Origin of the sequence: Oceanimonas pelagia (assembly GCF_030849025.1) — a bacterium.
GTDB classification, from domain to species: Bacteria; Pseudomonadota; Gammaproteobacteria; order Enterobacterales; family Aeromonadaceae; genus Oceanimonas; species Oceanimonas pelagia.
Window position 1 is genome coordinate 505,609 of the sequence record NZ_CP118224.1, and the last position, 18,559, is coordinate 524,167.

The 18,559-nt window shown below is 58.0% G+C and carries 11 protein-coding genes; 10 read left to right on the top strand and 1 reads right to left on the bottom strand.

Annotated elements, in window-relative coordinates:
- Positions 1-12: 12 nt before the first annotated feature.
- The 4 genes from PU634_RS02370 to zapE all read left to right on the top strand — a co-directional run bounded on the left by PU634_RS02370 (position 13) and on the right by zapE (position 10,995).
- Entirely contained in the window at positions 13-5,511 is a 5,499-nt protein-coding gene (locus PU634_RS02370; protein ID WP_306762476.1) for a hypothetical protein, read from the top strand.
- Positions 5,512-5,603: 92 nt separating this feature from the next.
- The gene (locus PU634_RS02375; protein ID WP_306762477.1) at positions 5,604-8,780 is read left to right on the top strand and encodes a UDP-N-acetylmuramoyl-tripeptide--D-alanyl-D-alanine ligase; all 3,177 of its coding nucleotides are present in this window, start codon (positions 5,604-5,606) and stop codon (positions 8,778-8,780) included.
- A gap of 6 nt (positions 8,781-8,786) precedes the next feature.
- Positions 8,787-9,788, top strand: a complete 1,002-nt coding sequence (locus PU634_RS02380) for a protein kinase domain-containing protein (protein ID WP_306762478.1) — start codon at positions 8,787-8,789, stop codon at positions 9,786-9,788.
- A 61-nt stretch (positions 9,789-9,849) separates the two neighbouring features.
- Positions 9,850-10,995, top strand: coding sequence for a cell division protein ZapE (gene zapE / locus PU634_RS02385; RefSeq protein WP_306762479.1), 1,146 nt, complete (start codon positions 9,850-9,852; stop codon positions 10,993-10,995).
- A gap of 167 nt (positions 10,996-11,162) precedes the next feature.
- On the opposite strand, the gene PU634_RS02390 is transcribed toward zapE, so the two are convergent.
- A complete protein-coding gene (locus PU634_RS02390) occupies positions 11,163-11,591 on the bottom strand; it encodes a helix-turn-helix domain-containing protein (RefSeq protein WP_306762480.1) in 429 nt (142 codons plus the stop codon).
- Positions 11,592-11,924: 333 nt separating this feature from the next.
- Here PU634_RS02390 and umuD point away from each other — a divergent pair, with 333 nt between their 5' ends.
- From umuD to astD, 6 genes are all read left to right on the top strand, one after another.
- Complete coding sequence (gene umuD, locus PU634_RS02395; protein ID WP_306762481.1) at positions 11,925-12,362, top strand: translesion error-prone DNA polymerase V autoproteolytic subunit; 438 nt, start codon at positions 11,925-11,927, stop codon at positions 12,360-12,362.
- Positions 12,359-13,621, top strand: a complete 1,263-nt coding sequence (gene umuC, locus PU634_RS02400) for a translesion error-prone DNA polymerase V subunit UmuC (protein WP_371319617.1) — start codon at positions 12,359-12,361, stop codon at positions 13,619-13,621. Before umuD ends, umuC begins: the two co-directional genes overlap by 4 nt.
- Positions 13,622-13,741: 120 nt before the next feature.
- The gene (locus PU634_RS02405; RefSeq protein ID WP_306762482.1) at positions 13,742-14,323 is read left to right on the top strand and encodes an anthranilate synthase component II; all 582 of its coding nucleotides are present in this window, start codon (positions 13,742-13,744) and stop codon (positions 14,321-14,323) included.
- A gap of 465 nt (positions 14,324-14,788) precedes the next feature.
- The gene (locus PU634_RS02410; RefSeq protein ID WP_306762483.1) at positions 14,789-16,003 is read left to right on the top strand and encodes an aspartate aminotransferase family protein; all 1,215 of its coding nucleotides are present in this window, start codon (positions 14,789-14,791) and stop codon (positions 16,001-16,003) included.
- A gap of 64 nt (positions 16,004-16,067) precedes the next feature.
- On the top strand, positions 16,068-17,096 hold the full coding sequence (gene astA / locus PU634_RS02415; RefSeq protein ID WP_306762484.1) for an arginine N-succinyltransferase: 1,029 nt from the start codon (positions 16,068-16,070) through the stop codon (positions 17,094-17,096).
- Positions 17,089-18,558: a succinylglutamate-semialdehyde dehydrogenase gene (astD, locus tag PU634_RS02420; protein WP_306762485.1), complete on the top strand. Its 1,470-nt coding sequence runs from the start codon at positions 17,089-17,091 to the stop codon at positions 18,556-18,558. Before astA ends, astD begins: the two co-directional genes overlap by 8 nt.
- Position 18,559: the final 1 nt, after the last annotated feature.

Genomic DNA, 18,559 nt, shown 5'->3' on the forward strand with positions numbered 1-18,559 from the left:
ATGACACCGAACATGCTGGCATCGGCCGAGCCCAATGCGCAGGAAAATGCGGTTCTTGATCCCAGCGTAGAAGCCGTGCTGGCCGCCCTTGAGAATGGGGATGATCTGCTGGATGAACTGGAAGCACCTGCTGCGGGCCTGGCCGGTGCGCCAACAGGAGGTGGCAGCTCGATTGTGACACTGACCCGTGTTGCCGAGATTGTCGATCCCCTTGCATTTGATTTCGATATCGAACCAGTTGATCCCTTTGAAACACTGGTGGGTGCCGGAACCGCTTTTGATGATACGGACGCCGACGCCGACGCCGATGCGGATGCGGATGCCGACGCGGATGCAGATGCTGACGCGGATGCTGATGCCGATGCCGATGCCGATGCTGACGCGGATGCCGATGCTGACGCGGATGCGGATGCAGATGCCGATGCGGATGCAGACGCGGATGCGGATGCGGATGCGGATGCGGATGCCGATGCCGACGCGGATGCCGATGCCGACGCGGATGCCGATGCCGACGCGGATGCCGACGCTGACGCTGACTCAGATGCCGATGCTGACGCGGATGCGGATGCCGACGCGGATGCAGACGCGGATGCAGACGCGGATGCAGACGCGGATGCCGACGCCGATGCCGATGCGGACGCAGATGCCGATGCGGATGCAGATGCGGATGCCGATGCCGATGCTGACGCGGATGCGGATGCGGACGCCGACGCCGATGCGGATGCCGACGCGGATGCAGATGCTGACGCGGATGCTGATGCCGATGCCGATGCCGATGCTGACGCGGATGCCGATGCTGACGCGGATGCGGATGCAGATGCCGATGCGGATGCAGACGCTGATGCGGATGCGGATGCGGATGCAGACGCTGATGCGGATGCGGATGCCGACGCGGATGCCGATGCCGACGCGGATGCCGACGCTGACGCTGACTCAGATGCCGATGCTGACGCGGATGCGGATGCCGACGCTGATGCAGACGCTGACTCAGATGCCGATGCGGACGCGGATGCAGATGCTGACTCGGATGCCGATGCCGATGCCGACGCCGACGCCGATGCGGATGCGGATGCAGATGCCGATGCGGATGCCGATGCCGACGCGGATGCCGATGCGGACGCGGATGCCGATGCGGATGCCGATGCCGATGCGGATGCCGATGCCGATGCGGATGCCGATGCCGATGCGGATGCCGATGCCGATGCGGATGCCGATGCGGATGCTGATGCCGACGCGGATGCCGATGCCGATGCCGATGCTGACGCGGATGCGGATGCGGATGCGGACGCCGACGCTGATGCGGATGCGGATGCCGATGCCGATGCCGATGCTGACGCGGATGCCGATGCCGACGCGGATGCGGATGCGGATGCAGACGCCGATGCCGATGCCGACGCGGACGCTGACGCGGATGCCGACGCCGACGCCGATGCGGATGCGGATGCCGATGCCGATGCCGACGCGGATGCCGACGCCGATGCCGATGCTGACGCGGATGCCGATGCTGACGCGGATGCGGATGCAGATGCCGATGCGGATGCAGACGCTGATGCGGATGCGGATGCGGATGCGGATGCAGACGCTGATGCGGATGCGGATGCGGATGCCGACGCTGATGCAGACGCTGACTCAGATGCCGATGCGGACGCGGATGCAGATGCTGACTCGGATGCCGATGCCGACGCCGACGCCGATGCGGATGCGGATGCAGATGCCGATGCGGATGCCGATGCCGACGCGGATGCCGATGCGGACGCGGATGCCGATGCGGATGCCGATGCCGATGCGGATGCCGATGCGGATGCCGATGCGGATGCCGATGCCGATGCGGATGCCGATGCCGATGCCGATGCCGATGCGGACGCGGATGCCGATGCCGATGCCGACGCGGACGCTGACGCCGATGCTGACGCGGATGCGGATGCGGATGCGGACGCCGACGCTGATGCGGATGCGGATGCCGATGCCGATGCCGATGCCGATGCCGATGCCGATGCCGATGCCGATGCCGATGCCGATGCTGACGCGGATGCCGATGCGGATGCGGACGCCGACGCCGACGCCGATGCGGATGCCGACGCGGATGCTGACGCGGATGCTGATGCCGATGCCGATGCCGATGCCGACGCGGATGCTGACGCGGATGCTGATGCCGATGCCGATGCCGATGCTGACGCGGATGCAGATGCTGACGCGGATGCTGATGCCGATGCCGATGCCGATGCCGATGCTGACGCGGATGCGGATGCGGATGCGGATGCGGATGCAGATGCCGATGCGGATGCAGACGCTGATGCGGATGCGGATGCAGACGCTGATGCGGATGCGGATGCGGATGCCGACGCGGATGCCGATGCCGACGCGGATGCCGACGCTGACGCTGACTCAGATGCCGATGCTGACGCGGATGCGGATGCCGACGCTGATGCAGACGCTGACTCAGATGCCGATGCGGACGCGGATGCAGATGCTGACTCGGATGCCGATGCCGACGCCGACGCCGATGCGGATGCGGATGCAGATGCCGATGCCGATGCGGATGCCGATGCCGACGCGGATGCCGATGCCGATGCGGACGCGGATGCCGATGCGGATGCCGATGCCGATGCGGATGCCGATGCCGATGCGGATGCCGATGCCGATGCCGATGCCGATGCGGATGCCGATGCCGATGCCGATGCGGATGCCGATGCCGATGCCGATGCGGATGCCGATGCCGATGCCGACGCGGATGCCGATGCCGATGCCGATGCCGATGCTGACGCGGATGCTGACGCCGATGCTGACGCTGACTCAGATGCCGACGCGGATGCCGATGCTGATGCTGACTCGGATTCTGATGCGGACGCCGATGCCGATGCGGACGCTGATGCCGATGCGGATGCGGATGCGGATGCCGATGCCGACGCGGATGCCGATGCCGACGCGGATGCCGATGCCGATGCCGACGCGGATGCCGACGCTGACTCAGATGCCGATGCGGACGCGGATGCAGATGCTGACTCGGATGCCGATGCCGACGCCGATGCGGATGCCGATGCCGATGCCGATGCCGATGCGGATGCCGATGCCGATGCCGATGCGGATGCCGATGCCGATGCCGACGCGGATGCCGATGCCGATGCCGATGCCGATGCTGACGCGGATGCTGACGCCGATGCTGACGCTGACTCAGATGCCGACGCGGATGCCGATGCTGATGCTGACTCGGATTCTGATGCGGACGCCGATGCCGATGCGGACGCTGATGCCGATGCGGATGCGGATGCGGATGCCGATGCCGACGCGGATGCCGATGCCGACGCGGATGCCGATGCCGATGCCGACGCGGATGCCGACGCTGACTCAGATGCCGATGCGGACGCGGATGCAGATGCTGACTCGGATGCCGATGCCGACGCCGATGCGGATGCAGATGCCGATGCAGACGCTGATGCGGATGCAGATGCTGACGCCGACGCGGATGCCGATGCCGATGCCGACGCGGATGCCGATGCCGATGCCGATGCCGATGCTGACGCGGATGCTGACGCCGATGCCGACGCGGACGCGGACGCTGATGCCGATGCGGATGCCGATGCGGATGCCGATGCGGATGCAGATGCTGATGCCGATGCGGATGCCGATGCGGATGCAGATGCAGATGCCGATGCGGATGCAGATGCCGATGCAGACGCTGATGCGGATGCGGATGCGGATGCGGATGCGGATGCAGATGCTGACGCCGACGCGGATGCCGATGCCGACGCTGACTCGGATTCTGATGCGGACGCTGACTCGGATTCAGATGCGGATGCCGACGCAGATGCCGATGCCGACGCGGACGCCGACGCGGATGCAGACGCGGACGCCGATGCGGATTCTGATGCTGATGCGGACGCTGACGCCGATGCGGACGCTGACGCCGATGCTGATGCTGACTCGGATTCTGATGCGGACGCCGATGCCGATGCGGATGCCGATTCGGATCGATCTGATGATGAATCAGATAAGTCCGACGACGAATCGGACAAGTCCGATGCCGGCAAACCGGGCGATGAATCCGACCAGTCCGACGACGAATCGGACAAGTCCGATGCCGGCAAACCGGGTGATGAATCCGACCAGTCCGACGACGAGTCGGACAAGTCCGATGCCGGCAAACCGGGTGATGAATCCGACCAGTCCGACGACGAATCGGACAAGTCCGATGGCAAGCCGGGCGATGAATCCGACCAGTCCGACGACGAGTCGGACAAGTCCGATGGCAAACCGGGCGATGAATCCGACCAGTCCGACGACGAATCGGACAAGTCCGATGCCGGCAAACCGGGTGATGAGTCCGACCAGTCCGACGACGAGTCGGACAAGTCCGATGCCGGCAAACCGGGCGATGAATCCGACCAGTCCGACGACGAATCGGACAAGTCCGATGCCGGCAAACCGGGTGATGAATCCGACCAGTCCGACGACGAGTCGGACAAGTCCGATGCCGGCAAACCGGGTGATGAATCCGACCAGTCCGACGACGAATCGGACAAGTCCGATGGCAAGCCGGGCGATGAATCCGACCAGTCCGACGACGAGTCGGACAAGTCCGATGCCGGCAAACCGGGCGATGAGTCCGACCAGTCCGACGACGAATCGGACAAGTCCGATGCCGGCAAACCGGGTGATGAGTCCGACCAGTCCGACGACGAATCGGACAAGTCCGATGGCAACCCGGGCGATGAGTCCGACCAGTCCGACGACGAATCGGACAAGTCCGATGGCAAACCGGGCGATGAATCCGACCAGTCCGACGACGAATCGGACAAGTCCGATGCCGGCAAACCGGGTGATGAGTCCGACCAGTCCGACGACGAATCGGACAAGTCCGATGGCAAACCGGGCGATGAGTCCGACCAGTCCGACGATGAATCGGACAAGTCCGATGCTGGATCGAATAGATCCGATGATTCGGATAAATCTGATGACGTATCAGATGGCGAAAGTAATTCCAGCAAGAAGGATTTTTCTGGTGAGGGTAACTCTGATACTGAAAACAGCCCCAGTCACGTAAAAGACGACTCTAAAGGCAGCCAGGGTAAGGGATCCCAAGGCAATAACGGGCATGGTAATGGCGATCAGGATGCGCCAGGTAACTCAGCCGGTAACACCAACGCCGAGAACAGCCAGAATTCGGGCCTGGGCAACAGTGGTAAGGGGGGCGGCAAGGACAAGGCATTGAGTCTTTTCTCGGATGGGGAAGATGAGCTGGTGCCCATGCCCTCGAGCCAGGGCCCGGCACAAAAATCTGCTTCGGGCAGCTCTGGTGAGAGCAAAGGCAAAGCGCTGGATATGGGCAGCCTGCTGTCAGACGATAACAATGACCTCGGCTTGGGCGACTCCGGCGTTTCTCACAAGAAGTCGGCAAATAGTTCGGGTGAGCCCGATTCATACGCAGGAGATGGTTATGGTGAGGCTCTTGAAAGCCCTCAAGCGGAAGACCCGTTTGACCTGTCCAGCAAGCCGGGAAGTATTGAGCATTAATTAGATTCGTCTGTACGGTAGTCTGGCGTAATTATTTTATGGCCCTCTTATAGAGGGCCTGTTTTTGTCTCTGAGTTCGATAGGTATGAAAAATGCTCAATGCATTACTGGAGCAGGCGAACAGTGAGCTGTATCGCCTCTTTGAAGGGAAACCGGTCATCAAGGTTGAAAGTACTGGCTTGTTAAGTGATGTACATCAACCTGCTTTTCCGGGCGTGGTATTGTTTTTCTCTTTGAGCAACGGGCATGAAAAGGCTAGCGTGATCACCGCTGCCGGAGATGACTTTGAAGAAGCCTGGAGCAAAGGCTGCGATAAATGCTGGAAAGCTGGAATAAATAATGACTTACCAACGAAATGGTTGCGGATCGACTGGGTCACCAGAGTGCAGTCCATGCACCAGAGGGCCCTGCATGATCTGCTGAGAAGAACCAAGAGAAACTACTTTCGTTATGGTCTTTCCTTCTCGAGTGACTTTGGTCAGGCGTTATTGGAGCAGGAGCTGAATGCCAATGCCATTCTCTATGCCGGTAGTGAGGTACCTCATGCTAGCCTGAATCTGAAAAACCTGGCCGCTTATACCAAGAAGCGCTTTGGTGAGCCCCTGGTCCTGAATAATGATGCTCCTGCGTATGTGTTTTCTACCCGAGGGCGTTTTTATGCGTGCGACCCGGACCTTGATGATTTACCGGGTAGCAGCAAGAGCATTGCACTGGCAGGACCTGGACGTAATGGCGGCCGGCGTCAGCCAGGGCCGCTGAACGCGGAGCAAGTATTCAGCCTGGTGAATCGCGGTGCTTCCTTTCTTGCCAGTCAGGTACAGCCATCGGGCAGGTTCATTTATGGCTACTTTCCCTGCTTTGGTCGCCGAATTGCCAATTATAATGCACTGCGTCACGCCAGTACCACTTATGCCATGCTGGAAGCTTGGGAGCTGACAAAAAGCGATGAGCTGAAGGCCGCCATCGATCGTGCTCTCGAATACCTTGCTAGTGAGCTTATCCATACTTACTCGCTTAACAGCTCACAGCAGGCGGCCTTTCTGGTAGACACCGGTAACGAAATCAAGCTTGGTGGCAACGCCGTCTGTCTGCTGGCAATGGTAAAGTATACCGAGTTAACCAGTGATGAACGCTATTTGACACTTATGGAGTCATTGGCGGTAGGCATTGAGCTGATGCAACACACCGATAGCGGACAGTTTGTACATGTACTGCATGCTGCCGATCTATCCATTAAAGAGCTGTTTCGTATTATTTACTACGATGGTGAAGCCGCGTTTGGGTTAATGCGGTTGTATGGGTTAACAAAAAACGAGCGCTGGCTGAAGCTGGTTGAGCGTGCTTTTGATTATTTTATTGATAACGAACACTGGCAGGCGCATGATCACTGGCTGTCTTACTGTGTCAATGAATTGACGCGTTATCGGCCTAAAGAGAAATACTTCCGCTTTGCCGTACAAAACATTGCCGGCTATCTCGACTTTATAAAAAATCGAAGAACCACCTACCCGACGCTGCTTGAACTGAGCATGGCCTTCCATCATACGCTGGGTCGCATCAAGCAGTTGCCTGAGATGCAGCATCTTCTTCAAGAACTCGACGAAGAAGAGTTTTATACGGCTTTGCATACCCGGGCCAACTATCTGATGAATGGCTTCTTCTGGCCCGAGTTTGCCATGTATTTTGCCGAGCCCAGTATCATCCTGGGCAGCTTTTTTATTCGGCACCACTCATTTCGGGTAAGAATTGATGATGTTGAGCACTATCTTTCGGGTTATGTGGCTTATTATACATTGCTTAATAGTTATTGTTCAAAATCAGAAGAATACTCCCTTCGTGATGAAACAGGAGTGAACTGGACAGCAGAACGTCTTATAGAAGCAACCCAAGGTAAATGGTTGACTAAACCAACAGTAATGAAATGGGTTGCTACAGGCTTATGCATCTCTGAGAGTACAATGAGACCTGGTTGTGTGGTAGTGACTAAAGGTGAGAATGATAAAGCATTTATAAAACACGATAGAGTAAATTTTCTTCCTTTTATACCACAAGCTTTACTAGTCAGTGATGATAGTTTGTTAGGTGAAACGAAGATTCCCTTGTTTCTGGTTGATAATATAAGACAAGCTGTCATGGATATGGGAGCTTATGCCCGCTCCAAAATAAAGGGGAAGGTGATAGGCGTAACAGGTAGTGCCGGGAAAACCACCACGGTCGCCATGCTCCAACAGGTATTAAAGCCATGGGGCACTGTTGCTTCAACAGCACATAATGCCAACCTTCCGTTAGGCATTGCGTGGAACCTGGCCTCGGTGCCCTGGAGTTCCGACTATATCGTGATGGAAATGGCTATCGGTCAGATGCAGCGTAATGCCAGTCTTGCTCGGCCTCATGTCGCGGTTGTTACCAATATTCAGGCCGCACATCTTGAGTATCACGGCACAACAGAAACGGTTGCCCGTAAAAAATCTCTTATATTTTCTGCGATGCCTTTTGGTGGCGTTGCTGTGATTAACCGGGATATGGACGAATGGGATATTGTAGAGGGGGCTGCACAGCATTATGGTATAAGTGTTATTAGTTTCGGAACACACCCGGAAAGCAACATAAGGCTGGTGAATTTTAAACCTGAAAACAATGAGGTTGTTGCCGAATGTGGCGATGGAATATTACTGTCTTTTATACTCGGTGCCCCCGGTAAACACATGGCAATGAATGCTCTTGCATGCCTGGCAGTGATTAAGGGGTTGAAGCTTGATGTAAGACCTGCACTTTCCATGATGCCATTATTCAAGGCGGTGAGCGGAAGAGGGGAAATACTGAGGCTTCATTTCAATGGTATACCTTTTTATTTGATTGATGATGCCTATAATGCCAATCCTTCCTCGATGAAATCGGCAATTGAGATGGCTAACACTGTGAGTTGTGATCCTCGATATGGAAGGAGGATATTTATCCTGGGGGATATGCTTGAGTTGGGTGTGCAGGCGCAGCAGTACCATTTTGAACTGGCTGCGGAAATAATAAGGAGCTCTCCCGATAAGGTATATCTTGTTGGGGATTATATGAAAGCTGTTTCCGAGCGGTTACTTGAGGAAGGTATATCATGTTGCTGGTTTGAACATGCTGGAGCTGTGATGAGTAGCCTGCAACAGGATTTTCAGGAAGGAGACTTGCTATTGGTAAAATCATCTAACGGTATTCGTTTGTGTGAAGTTGTTAGTGCGCTTAAGAATTTTTCACAGTCTTCTTCATTGAAAGAGCTTTGAGTCATTATGTATAAGAAAGGTGCTGGCAAGAAATCAATATCCAGGAGCTATCAGAATGTTAACTCTTCTGTGAATGAAGCAGAGTGGAATTACAAAGATAAAAAAATCAACTGGGGTAAGATTGAAGATTATGAATTAGGCAAGAAGCTTGGCGAAGGAACCTTTTCTGAGGCGTTTAAAGGTATGCATAAGAAAACAGAAACCAATGTTACTGTGAGGAGGTTGGTAAAAAACAGGGCTGAAAAGATAAAAAGAGAGGTCTCTGTGCTTAAGCGAATAAAGGGAAGTAAAAATAATGCACATATTTTTGATGTTGTGAAAGGTGGGGTTGCCAATGAAAAGTATATCATCATGCACTATTATGCGAATGATGGGTTAATAAAAAGAAACACGGAAGTTTCTGAGTTTGACATGAAATGCTATATTCTTCAGTTGCTTAATGGGCTTGATGAGGCTCATAGTAGAGGGGTTATGCATAGAGACATTAAACCCTCTAATATTGTTATTAATAATAAACGAAAACGCCTGAAAATTATTGACTGGGGAATGGCTGAGTTTTATCACCCTTATAAAGAATACCACCTTAGAGTTAGCTCTCATTACTATAAAGCACCTGAGTTGTTGCTTGGTATGAAACAATATGACTACTCTCTGGATATGTGGTCTTTTGCTTGCTTGTTTGCTGGTGTTGTTTGCAATGATTTTCCCTTCATGAAAGGGAAAAAGGAAGTTGATTTACTTCGTAACATGTCAGGGTTATTCGGGGAAGGTGAGTTTTGGGATTACATTGAAAAGTATAATATAAATGATGTGGATAAGGTGAGCCTTGAAGCTATTGCCACTCCCAGAGAAGATAGTAAATTGGCCTTGGCGCAAGCAGAGTCTGTGTTTAAATCAGAGTTGGCTTTGGATTTGCTTGCTAAAGTATTGAAGGTAGATCACCAGGAAAGGTTAACGGCAAGAGAAGCTATGGAACATCCTTACTTTGATGAAGTTAGGGATATATAAGTCAGTTATTTTTTATTTTACATATTTAATGTAGTTTTTTACTTTTTAAACCGGTGCCACAATGAACCCTTTATCCCCCTATTCTGCCTGGCTTTCCGCGCTGGAATCCGGGTTTGCCGACGATGCCGCCCAGCACCATGCCGTTGAGTGGCTGGAAGGCTGTTATCGCGGTGTGCTGGCGAACGAGCCGGGAGCTCGGGGCGTGTATTTATGGGGGCCGGTGGGACGGGGAAAAACCTGGCTGATGGACCAGTTTTTCACCAGTCTGCAAGGCGCTGGCGTTCCGGCCCGGCGGCTGCATTTTCATCATTTTATGCAGCAATTGCACAAGCGGTTGTTTCAGCTCACCGGCACCGAAGATCCGTTACAGGTGCTGGCCCGGGAGCTGAGCGCCGAGATACGGGTGCTGTGCCTGGACGAGCTGTTTGTGAGCGACATTGGCGATGCCATGTTGCTGGGTCGGCTGCTGCGCCACCTGTTTGAGCAGGGGCTGGTATTGCTGATGACCTCCAATCAGTCGCCTGAAAGCCTGTATGAAGATGGTTTTAACCGGGAGCAGTTTTTGCCCGCGGTGGCCGCCATCACCCGGCATATGCGCGTGGTGCCGGTGCAGGGTGAGCAGGATCACCGCCTTCATCCGGGCCGGCTGCATCAGCGTTATTGGGTGAATGAGCCCGAAGCCCTTGCCACTCTGTTTGAGCAACTGACCGGTACCGCCAAGAACACCGAGCCACTCACGCTGGGTAACCGGCTTATCCCCGTGCTGGGGCGCAATAAGCGGGTGCTCTGGTGCCGTTATGCCGAGCTGTGCGAGCAGCCCCTGGCGGCCCAGGACTTTATTGCCTTGTGTGATCGGTTTGACCACGTGTTGCTGAGTGAGCTGCCCCGGCTCAGCTGTAACAGCCGGCAAGCCGCCATTGCCCGGGGTACCGAAGACGGTGCTACTCAGGTGGCCGCCGGTGATCGCATTCTGCCGGTGCTGTCGCGTCAGGACGACGGCGTGCGCCGTTTTATCGCCCTGGTGGATGAATGCTACGACCGCGGCATTCCCCTTTATATTGACGCGGCGGTAGCCATGGATGAACTCTATGCTGACGGTGCGTTGGTCTTTCCGTTTCGCCGAACCCTGAGCCGGCTGAAGGAAATGCAATTGGTGCGTTTTGGGATGAGTAGTAACGGGGGTATTACCGGTGGGGGAGACCTGTAACACAGGCCCTGCCGGTTAAAGCGGTAGCGACAAGATACTCACCACTCACTTCACGAAGCAGCAGCAGGGATTGCCGGAGCCGACCGCCACATGCCAGGGAAGGCATGTGCCGAGCGTCCCAAGGATGGGCTCGAAGCGTGTCGGCGGAGTGCACCCCTGCTGCTGCTTCAGTCTTTATAATGCTTTCGCATCTCCGCCATATAATGCAGGCTGGCTTCGGTAGCCGGGGCTAACGCGCCGGTGGCCTGAGGGGTTACCAGCAGGTTGCCGTTCGCTTCACGGGTAACCAGCCCCATGCGTTCCAGTTTGCTCACCTTTCTGCGTACCGTCTCCCGGGCAATGCCGCTGCACTCCGCCACCGACTGGATATTAATGGGCCGTCCTGCCGGCACCGGCCGATTGCCTGCCATAAACTGGCCATAGGTCATGGCACTGGCCTGGCGCGCCGGCAGCACCCTGGTGCCGATAATACCCAGGATCAACATCAGGTCGAGATCGCCGTCAAACTGCTGCCGCAGTTGGATCAGCAGTTCGGTCAGTGCCTCCACATGAGCCGGCCAGATGCGCCCGAAATGGGTGGTGAGATGATCGTCCATCGCCATATTTTTTATATCTTAATGAAATAAAAGAAAAAAGATGACTCATTCTGTGGGTTTCCGGCGCCGTTGGCAAATGCCAGGGCCGGCTTCGGATTATTCTTGAAAACGACATGGAGTGGCGTTTTACCATGTTATTTGGGAGCCATTTTGCCGAGCCGCATGCCGGCATCAAGGCCGTGCCGAAAGCCGCCGATCATGCCCTTTACCAGGCCCGGCAATCCGCTTGCCACCGGGCGGGCGTGGTCTTATGGAAACATGGGCGGGGCCATTTTGATATTTGAACATTGCGCCTGGCAGAATTCGAAATATACTGTTTTTATATACAGTGATTTGGCGGATAAATATGGCAACTTTAATGGGGCCGATGCAGGCGCACCGGCATTTCTTGCTGCCGCTGCTGGCGGAGCGGATTTCCTGTGGTTTCCCAGTCCGGCCCGGGATTACGTGGAGCAGGGCATCGATCTCAACGACTACTGCATTCGTCATCCGGCGGCCACCTATCTGGTGCAGGCCGCCGGTGACAGCATGATCAACGCCGGCATTTATCCCGGCGATCTGCTGGTGGTGGATCGCAGTCTGGAAGCCTCTCATGGCCGCATTGTGATTGCCTGCGTCAACGGTGAAATGACCTGCAAGCGGCTGGAGCTTCACCCTGAGGTACGGCTGGTGGCGGAAAACTCACACTATGCGCCGCTGGTACCGGGCGAGGGGACCAGCCTCGAGATCTTTGGCGTGGTCACCAGCGTGGTGCGCAGGCTGGTGCCATGAACCTCCTGTTTGCACTGGTGGACTGCAACAACTTTTACGTGTCCTGTGAGCGGCTGTTTCGCCCTGATCTGGCCGGCCGGCCCATAGTGGTGTTGTCCAACAACGACGGTTGCGTGGTGTCCCGCAGCGCCGAGGCCAAAGCTCTTGGCGTGCCCATGGGAGCACCCTGGTTCAGGGTGAAGGCGCAGTTTGAACGCGCCGGCGGTGTGGCGTTTTCCAGCAACTATGCACTCTATGCGGATATTTCCGCCCGGGTGATGAGCGTGCTGGAACAACTGGCGCCGCGGGTGGAGGTGTATTCCATTGACGAGGCCTTTGCCGATCTGTCAGGTATTCAGGCGCCGGCCGCCCTGGGGGCGCATGTTCGTGCCACCGTGCAACGCTGGACCGGCATCACGGTGGGGGTGGGCGTCGCCCCCAGCAAGACCCTGGCCAAGCTTGCCAATTACGCCGCCAAACGCTGGCCTGCCACCGGCGGTGTGGTGGATCTGACGTGCCCGCAGCGCCGGCAGCGGCTGTTGCAACGGGTGCCGGTGGATGAGGTGTGGGGGATTGGCCTCCGGCTGGCCCGTCGGTTGCGGGGGCTTGGCATTCACACCGCCGGGCAGCTGGCCCAGGCTAATGCCAAGGTCATGCGCCGGCACTTTTCGGTGGTAATGGAACGCACCATCTGCGAGCTCAACGGGGAAAGTTGCCTGGCGCTGCATCAGTTGCCCGAGCCTAAACGGCAAATCATCAGCTCCCGCAGTTTTGGTGGGCGGGTGAGCGAGTGGCAGCCGTTGAGGGAAGCGGTCAGCCAGTATGCCGGCCGGGCGGCGGAAAAACTGCGGGAGCAGAAGCAATACTGCCGGCTGGTGCGCGTAGCGGTGCGCACCAGCCCCTTTGCCATGAACGAGCCCTTTTACGGCAACAGCGCCATGGCCGAGCTGCCGTTGCCCACCGACGACAGTCGAGAGCTGGTGCAGGCGGCCTGCCATTGTCTGCTGCATATCTGGCGGCCCGGGCTTGTCTACCAGAAGGCGGCGGTCATGCTGACCGACTTCTGGCCGCCGGGCAGTTTTCAGCCCGGCCTGTTTGAGGTGCATGAGAGCAAACCCCGCAGCCGGGCGCTGATGCAGGTCATGGACCGTATCAACCGTTCCGGTAAAGGGCGCGTATTTCTGGCCGCCGAAGGCACCCGGCAAGGCTGGCAAATGAAGCGGGCATTCCTGTCACCTGCCTACACCACCCGCATCGGCGATCTGCCCAGAGTGTACTGAGCCAGGCAAGGCGGGAACAGCAACTGGCGAGTACGCCAAAGCCGGCTCAAGGTTTTCCGCCAAACCGATACGTGCGAAGATGCGCCCCGTGTTTTGCTGTGACCTTAAGGCTTTCTTCTCATGCTGCTGATGATCGACAACTACGACTCCTTTACCTGGAATCTGGTGCAGTATTTTGGTGAACTGGGGCAGGAGGTGGTGGTGCGCCGCAACGACGACATCGGTCTGGATGAAATCGCCGCCCTGGCGCCGGCGGGGCTGATCATTTCCCCCGGTCCCTGCACGCCCAACGAGGCCGGGGTATCACTGGCGGCCATTGAGCGCTTTACCGGCGAGCTGCCGATACTGGGGGTGTGCCTGGGTCATCAGGCCATTGCCCAGGCCTTTGGCGGCCGGGTGGTCCGGGCCCGGCAAGTGATGCACGGCAAGACCTCGGCCATTCGCCACAGCGGCACCGGCCTGTTTGCACAACTGCCCGATCCGCTGACCGTCACCCGCTACCATTCCCTGGTGGTTGAAGCCGGCAGTCTGCCTGCCTGCTTTGAGATCACCGCCTGGAGCGAACAGAAACCGGGTGAGCGCGACGAGATCATGGGCATGCAGCACCAGAGTTTGCCGGTGCATAGCGTGCAGTTTCACCCGGAAAGCATTCTCACCGAAGGTGGCCACCAGTTGCTGCGCAATTTCCTTACTCTGCTGTAATCACTTTCCGGCTGGCAGGACGGCAAACTCACGCGTCCTGTCGATTGCGCACAAGGACATCTCCTGGCAGCCGGAGCGCTGTTGCCAGGCATGCTGTTTTGGCCCGAGGTAAAGCCGGCCCAGTCATTCCCTGCCACAGCCAACTATTAGTTTTTCTTGTTTTCCCCATCAGACTTTCTCGCTCGCAAGCCATTGCACCACCGGGAATAATGAGTGTGAGTCCGGCGCAAAATTTTTTTTCATGCCTGTTTATGCAACCGGTGCCTTGAGGTCGCCGGTCCGGGCTCGGCGAGTTGCGAGCTTATGCAAGATAAATGACTACAATTTTCAACTGGTCAAAAATAAATAACCAAAGTTGTGACTTTGTATAGAGACAAGTTGCGGTCACTTTGCGATAATGCTCGCGTGTTTACATGGATTTAACTTTTATCGCAGAACATGCTGCGGTAACCGGAGGAAGAAAGCATGTCTGATATGACTGTTACCCGCGAACTGTTTGACCAGGTGATGGTGCCCAACTATGCACCCGCCCAGAGCATTCCGGTTCGGGGCCAGGGAGCCCGGGTCTGGGATCAGCAGGGCAAGGAATTTATCGACTTTGCCGGCGGCATTGCGGTCAACTGCCTTGGCCATTGTCACCCGGCGCTGGTGCGTGCGCTCAAGGAGCAGGGTGAAAAGCTCTGGCACCTGAGCAACGTCTGGACCAACGAGCCGGCGCTGCGTCTGGGCAAGAAGCTGGTGGACGCCACCTTTGCCGAGCGGGTGTATTTCTGCAATTCCGGTGCCGAGGCCAACGAGGCGGCACTCAAGCTGGCCCGCCGTTACGCCATTGAGCACTTTGGAGCGGAAAAAACCCAGATCATCGCCTTTCAGCAGGGCTTTCACGGTCGCACCTTCTTTACCGTGACCGTGGGTGGTCAGGCCGCCTATTCCGACGGTTTCGGCCCCAAACCCGCCGATATCGATCACGTTCCCTACAATGATCTCGAGGCGCTCAAGGCCATCATGTCCAGCCGCACCTGTGCCGTGGTAATGGAGCCGCTGCAGGGCGAAGGCGGCATCATCAGCCCTGCACCGGAGTTTGTGCAGGCGGTGCGCGAGCTGTGCGATCAGCACCAGGCGCTGCTGGTGTTTGACGAGGTACAGACCGGTGTGGGCCGCACCGGCGCCCTTTATGCCTACATGGATACCGGCGTCACTCCCGACATTCTCACCAGCGCCAAGGCCCTGGGCGGCGGTTTTCCCATCGGCGCCATGCTCACCCGCGCCGACATTGCCGCCTCGCTCAAGCCGGGCACTCATGGCTCCACCTACGGCGGCAACCCCCTGGCCTGCGCCGTGGCCGAGGCCGCCTTCGACACCGTCAATACCCCCGAGGTGCTGGCCGGCGTGAAGGAGCGCGAAGGCTGGTTCCGCGAAGAGCTGGCTAAAATCAATGAAAAACACCGCTGCTTTACGGAAGTTCGCGGCAAGGGGCTGCTGCTGGGCTGTGTGCTCAACGAGCAGTTCCAGGGGCGGGCCAAGGATTTTCTGACGGCCGCCTCGGAAGAGGGACTGATGGTGCTGATCGCCGGCGCCAATGTGGTGCGCTTTGCGCCCTCGCTGGTGATCACACGGGAAGAAGTACAGGAAGGCCTGGCCCGTTTTGAGCGTGCCGTGGCCCGGGTGGTCAACGGCTGAGGTCGCCACCGTAGTTACCGGCGGGGCAGGGGTGCCCCGCCAACATCGTCATAAGGAGTGCTGCATGCTGGTGATAAGACCCATAGAGCAGCGTGATTTCGCCATTCTCAAGCAGATCGCCATCGAATCCGGCCATGGTTTCACCTCGCTGCCGGTGAACGACGAACTGCTGCAAAACAAGATCGATCATTCCATGGCATCCTTTGCCAGCCGGGCCGGCGGCAAGGGTGAGTGCCTTTACTTTTTTGTGGCCGAAGACAGCGAAACCGGCGAGGTGCTGGGCACCACGGCGCTGGAGTCGGCGGTGGGGCTGTCGTCTCCCTTCTATACCTACCTGCTGGGCAAGCAGGTGCACAGCTCCCGCAAGCTGGGCATTCACAACGTGGTGGAAACCCTGACGCTTACCAACGACTACACCGGGGTGAGCGAGCTGTGTACCCTGTTTTTACGCGAGCCCGCCCGCCAGGGGCTGAACGGCCGGCTGCTGTCGAAATGCCGTTTTCTGTTCCTGGCCGAATTTCCCGAGCTGTTCGATCAGCGGGTGCTGGCGGAGATGCGCGGGGTTTCCGATGACGCCGGCAACAGCCCGTTCTGGAGCTGGTTGCAGGAGCATTTTTTCTCCATGGACTTCCCCACCGTGGATTACCTCACCGGCATCGGCCAGAAAGGCTTTATTGCCGACCTCATGCCCAAGTACCCGATTTACGTCAGCCTGTTGTCAAAAGAGGCGCGGGCGGTGATCGGCAAGACCCACGACAAGACCCGGCCGGCCCTGCACCTGCTGGAGGAGGAGGGGTTCTGCTGGCGAGGGTATGTCGATATTTTCGACGCCGGCCCCACGGTGGAATGCGAAGTGCGCCATATACGCACCGTGCGCAGCAGCCGCCGGCTGACGGTGCGCATTGGTCACCCGGTGCAGGCCAGAACCCATTTGATCAGCAACACCCGCTTTGAGGGCTTTCGCGCCCTGCTGGGCGACATGGCGGTGAACGAACAACAGGGGCAGGCGGTGCTGACCGCCAAGGTCGCACGCCTGCTGAAAGTGGAAGACGGAGATACCGTCAGGGTAGCGGAGTTGAAACACCATGACTGAAGCCGTGCAATACATCAATGGTCAGTGGCTGGCGGGAGCGGGAGAGATGTTTGAATCTCTCGATCCGGCCAAAAACGAGGTGATCTGGCAGGGGGCGGCCGCCGATGCCACCCAGGTGGACGCCGCGGTGGCGGCGGCCCGGGCGGCCAGCGCCGACTGGGCCTTTCGTCCGCTGGAAGAACGCCTGGCCGTGGTCAGGACCTTTGCCGGTCTGCTGGAGCGGCACAAGCCGCAACTGGCGAAACTGATTGCCCGGGAAACCGGCAAGCCCGAGTGGGAGGCGCAGACCGAGGTGGGCGCCATGGTGGGCAAGGCCGGCATTTCCGAAAAGGCCTATTTCGAGCGCACCGGCACGGTGGAAAACCCCATGCCCGGCGCCCGCGCCTTTGTGCGGCACAAGCCCCACGGCGTGGTGGCGGTATTCGGCCCCTACAATTTTCCCGGTCACCTGCCCAACGGCCACATAGTGCCGGCGCTGATCGCCGGTAATACCGTGGTGTTCAAGCCGTCGGAGCTGACGCCGCTGGTGGCTCAGGAGACGGTGCGGCTGTGGGCGGAAGCGGGCCTGCCCGCCGGCGTGCTCAACCTGGTACAGGGCGAAGTGAGCACCGGCAAGGCGCTGGCGGCTCACGAGGACATCGACGGCCTGTTCTTCACCGGATCGTCCAACACCGGCAAATTGCTGCACCAGCAGTACGCCGGCCAGCCGGGCAAGATCCTGGCGCTGGAGATGGGGGGCAATAACCCCCTGGTGGTGACCGATGTGTCCGATGAAGACGCCGCCGTGCACGCCATTGTGCAGTCGGCCTTTATTACCTCGGGCCAGCGCTGCACCTGCGCCCGCCGTCTGCTGGTGCCGCAGGGCGAAGCCGGCGACCGGCTGCTGGCGCGGCTGGTGGCGGTCACCCGGGCCATTCGTGTGGGCCAGTACGACGCCGATCCCCAGCCCTTTATGGGCTCCATGATCTCCGAGCGTGCCGCTCGCGGCATGGTGGCGGCCCAGGCCCATCTGCTGGCCTTTGGCGGCACGTCGTTGCTGATGCTGAAGCACCTGCAAGCGGGCACCGGCCTGGTGTCACCGGGCATCGTGGACGTGACCGGTGTGGCCCGGCTGCCCGACGAGGAATATTTCGGTCCGCTGCTGCAGGTGATCCGCTATCAGGATCTGCCTGAGGCGCTGACCATCGCCAACCGTACCCGCTACGGCCTGTCGGCGGGCCTGCTGTCCGACAGTGAAGCCGACTGGGACTACTTCTATCGCCACATTCGTGCCGGCATCGTCAACCGCAACCGGCCCATTACCGGCGCTTCCAGTGCCGCGCCCTTTGGCGGAGTGGGGGAAAGTGGTAACCACAGAGCCAGCGCCTGGTATGCCGCCGATTATTGCGCCTATCCGGTGGCCTCGGTGGAAGGGGAAGATCTGGTCATGCCCGAGACCCTGTCGCCCGGGCTCAGCTTTTAAG

Coding starts and splice junctions, on each gene's coding strand:
- astA (WP_306762484.1), top strand. CDS start 16,068: ATGCTGGTGATAAGACCCATAGAGCAGCGTGATTTCGCCATTCTCAAG.
- PU634_RS02380 (WP_306762478.1), top strand. CDS start 8,787: ATGTATAAGAAAGGTGCTGGCAAGAAATCAATATCCAGGAGCTATCAG.
- PU634_RS02405 (WP_306762482.1), top strand. CDS start 13,742: ATGCTGCTGATGATCGACAACTACGACTCCTTTACCTGGAATCTGGTG.
- zapE (WP_306762479.1), top strand. CDS start 9,850: ATGAACCCTTTATCCCCCTATTCTGCCTGGCTTTCCGCGCTGGAATCC.
- astD (WP_306762485.1), top strand. CDS start 17,089: ATGACTGAAGCCGTGCAATACATCAATGGTCAGTGGCTGGCGGGAGCG.
- PU634_RS02410 (WP_306762483.1), top strand. CDS start 14,789: ATGTCTGATATGACTGTTACCCGCGAACTGTTTGACCAGGTGATGGTG.
- PU634_RS02375 (WP_306762477.1), top strand. CDS start 5,604: ATGCTCAATGCATTACTGGAGCAGGCGAACAGTGAGCTGTATCGCCTC.
- PU634_RS02370 (WP_306762476.1), top strand. CDS start 13: ATGCTGGCATCGGCCGAGCCCAATGCGCAGGAAAATGCGGTTCTTGAT.
- umuC (WP_371319617.1), top strand. CDS start 12,359: ATGAACCTCCTGTTTGCACTGGTGGACTGCAACAACTTTTACGTGTCC.
- PU634_RS02390 (WP_306762480.1), bottom strand. CDS start 11,591: ATGGACGATCATCTCACCACCCATTTCGGGCGCATCTGGCCGGCTCAT.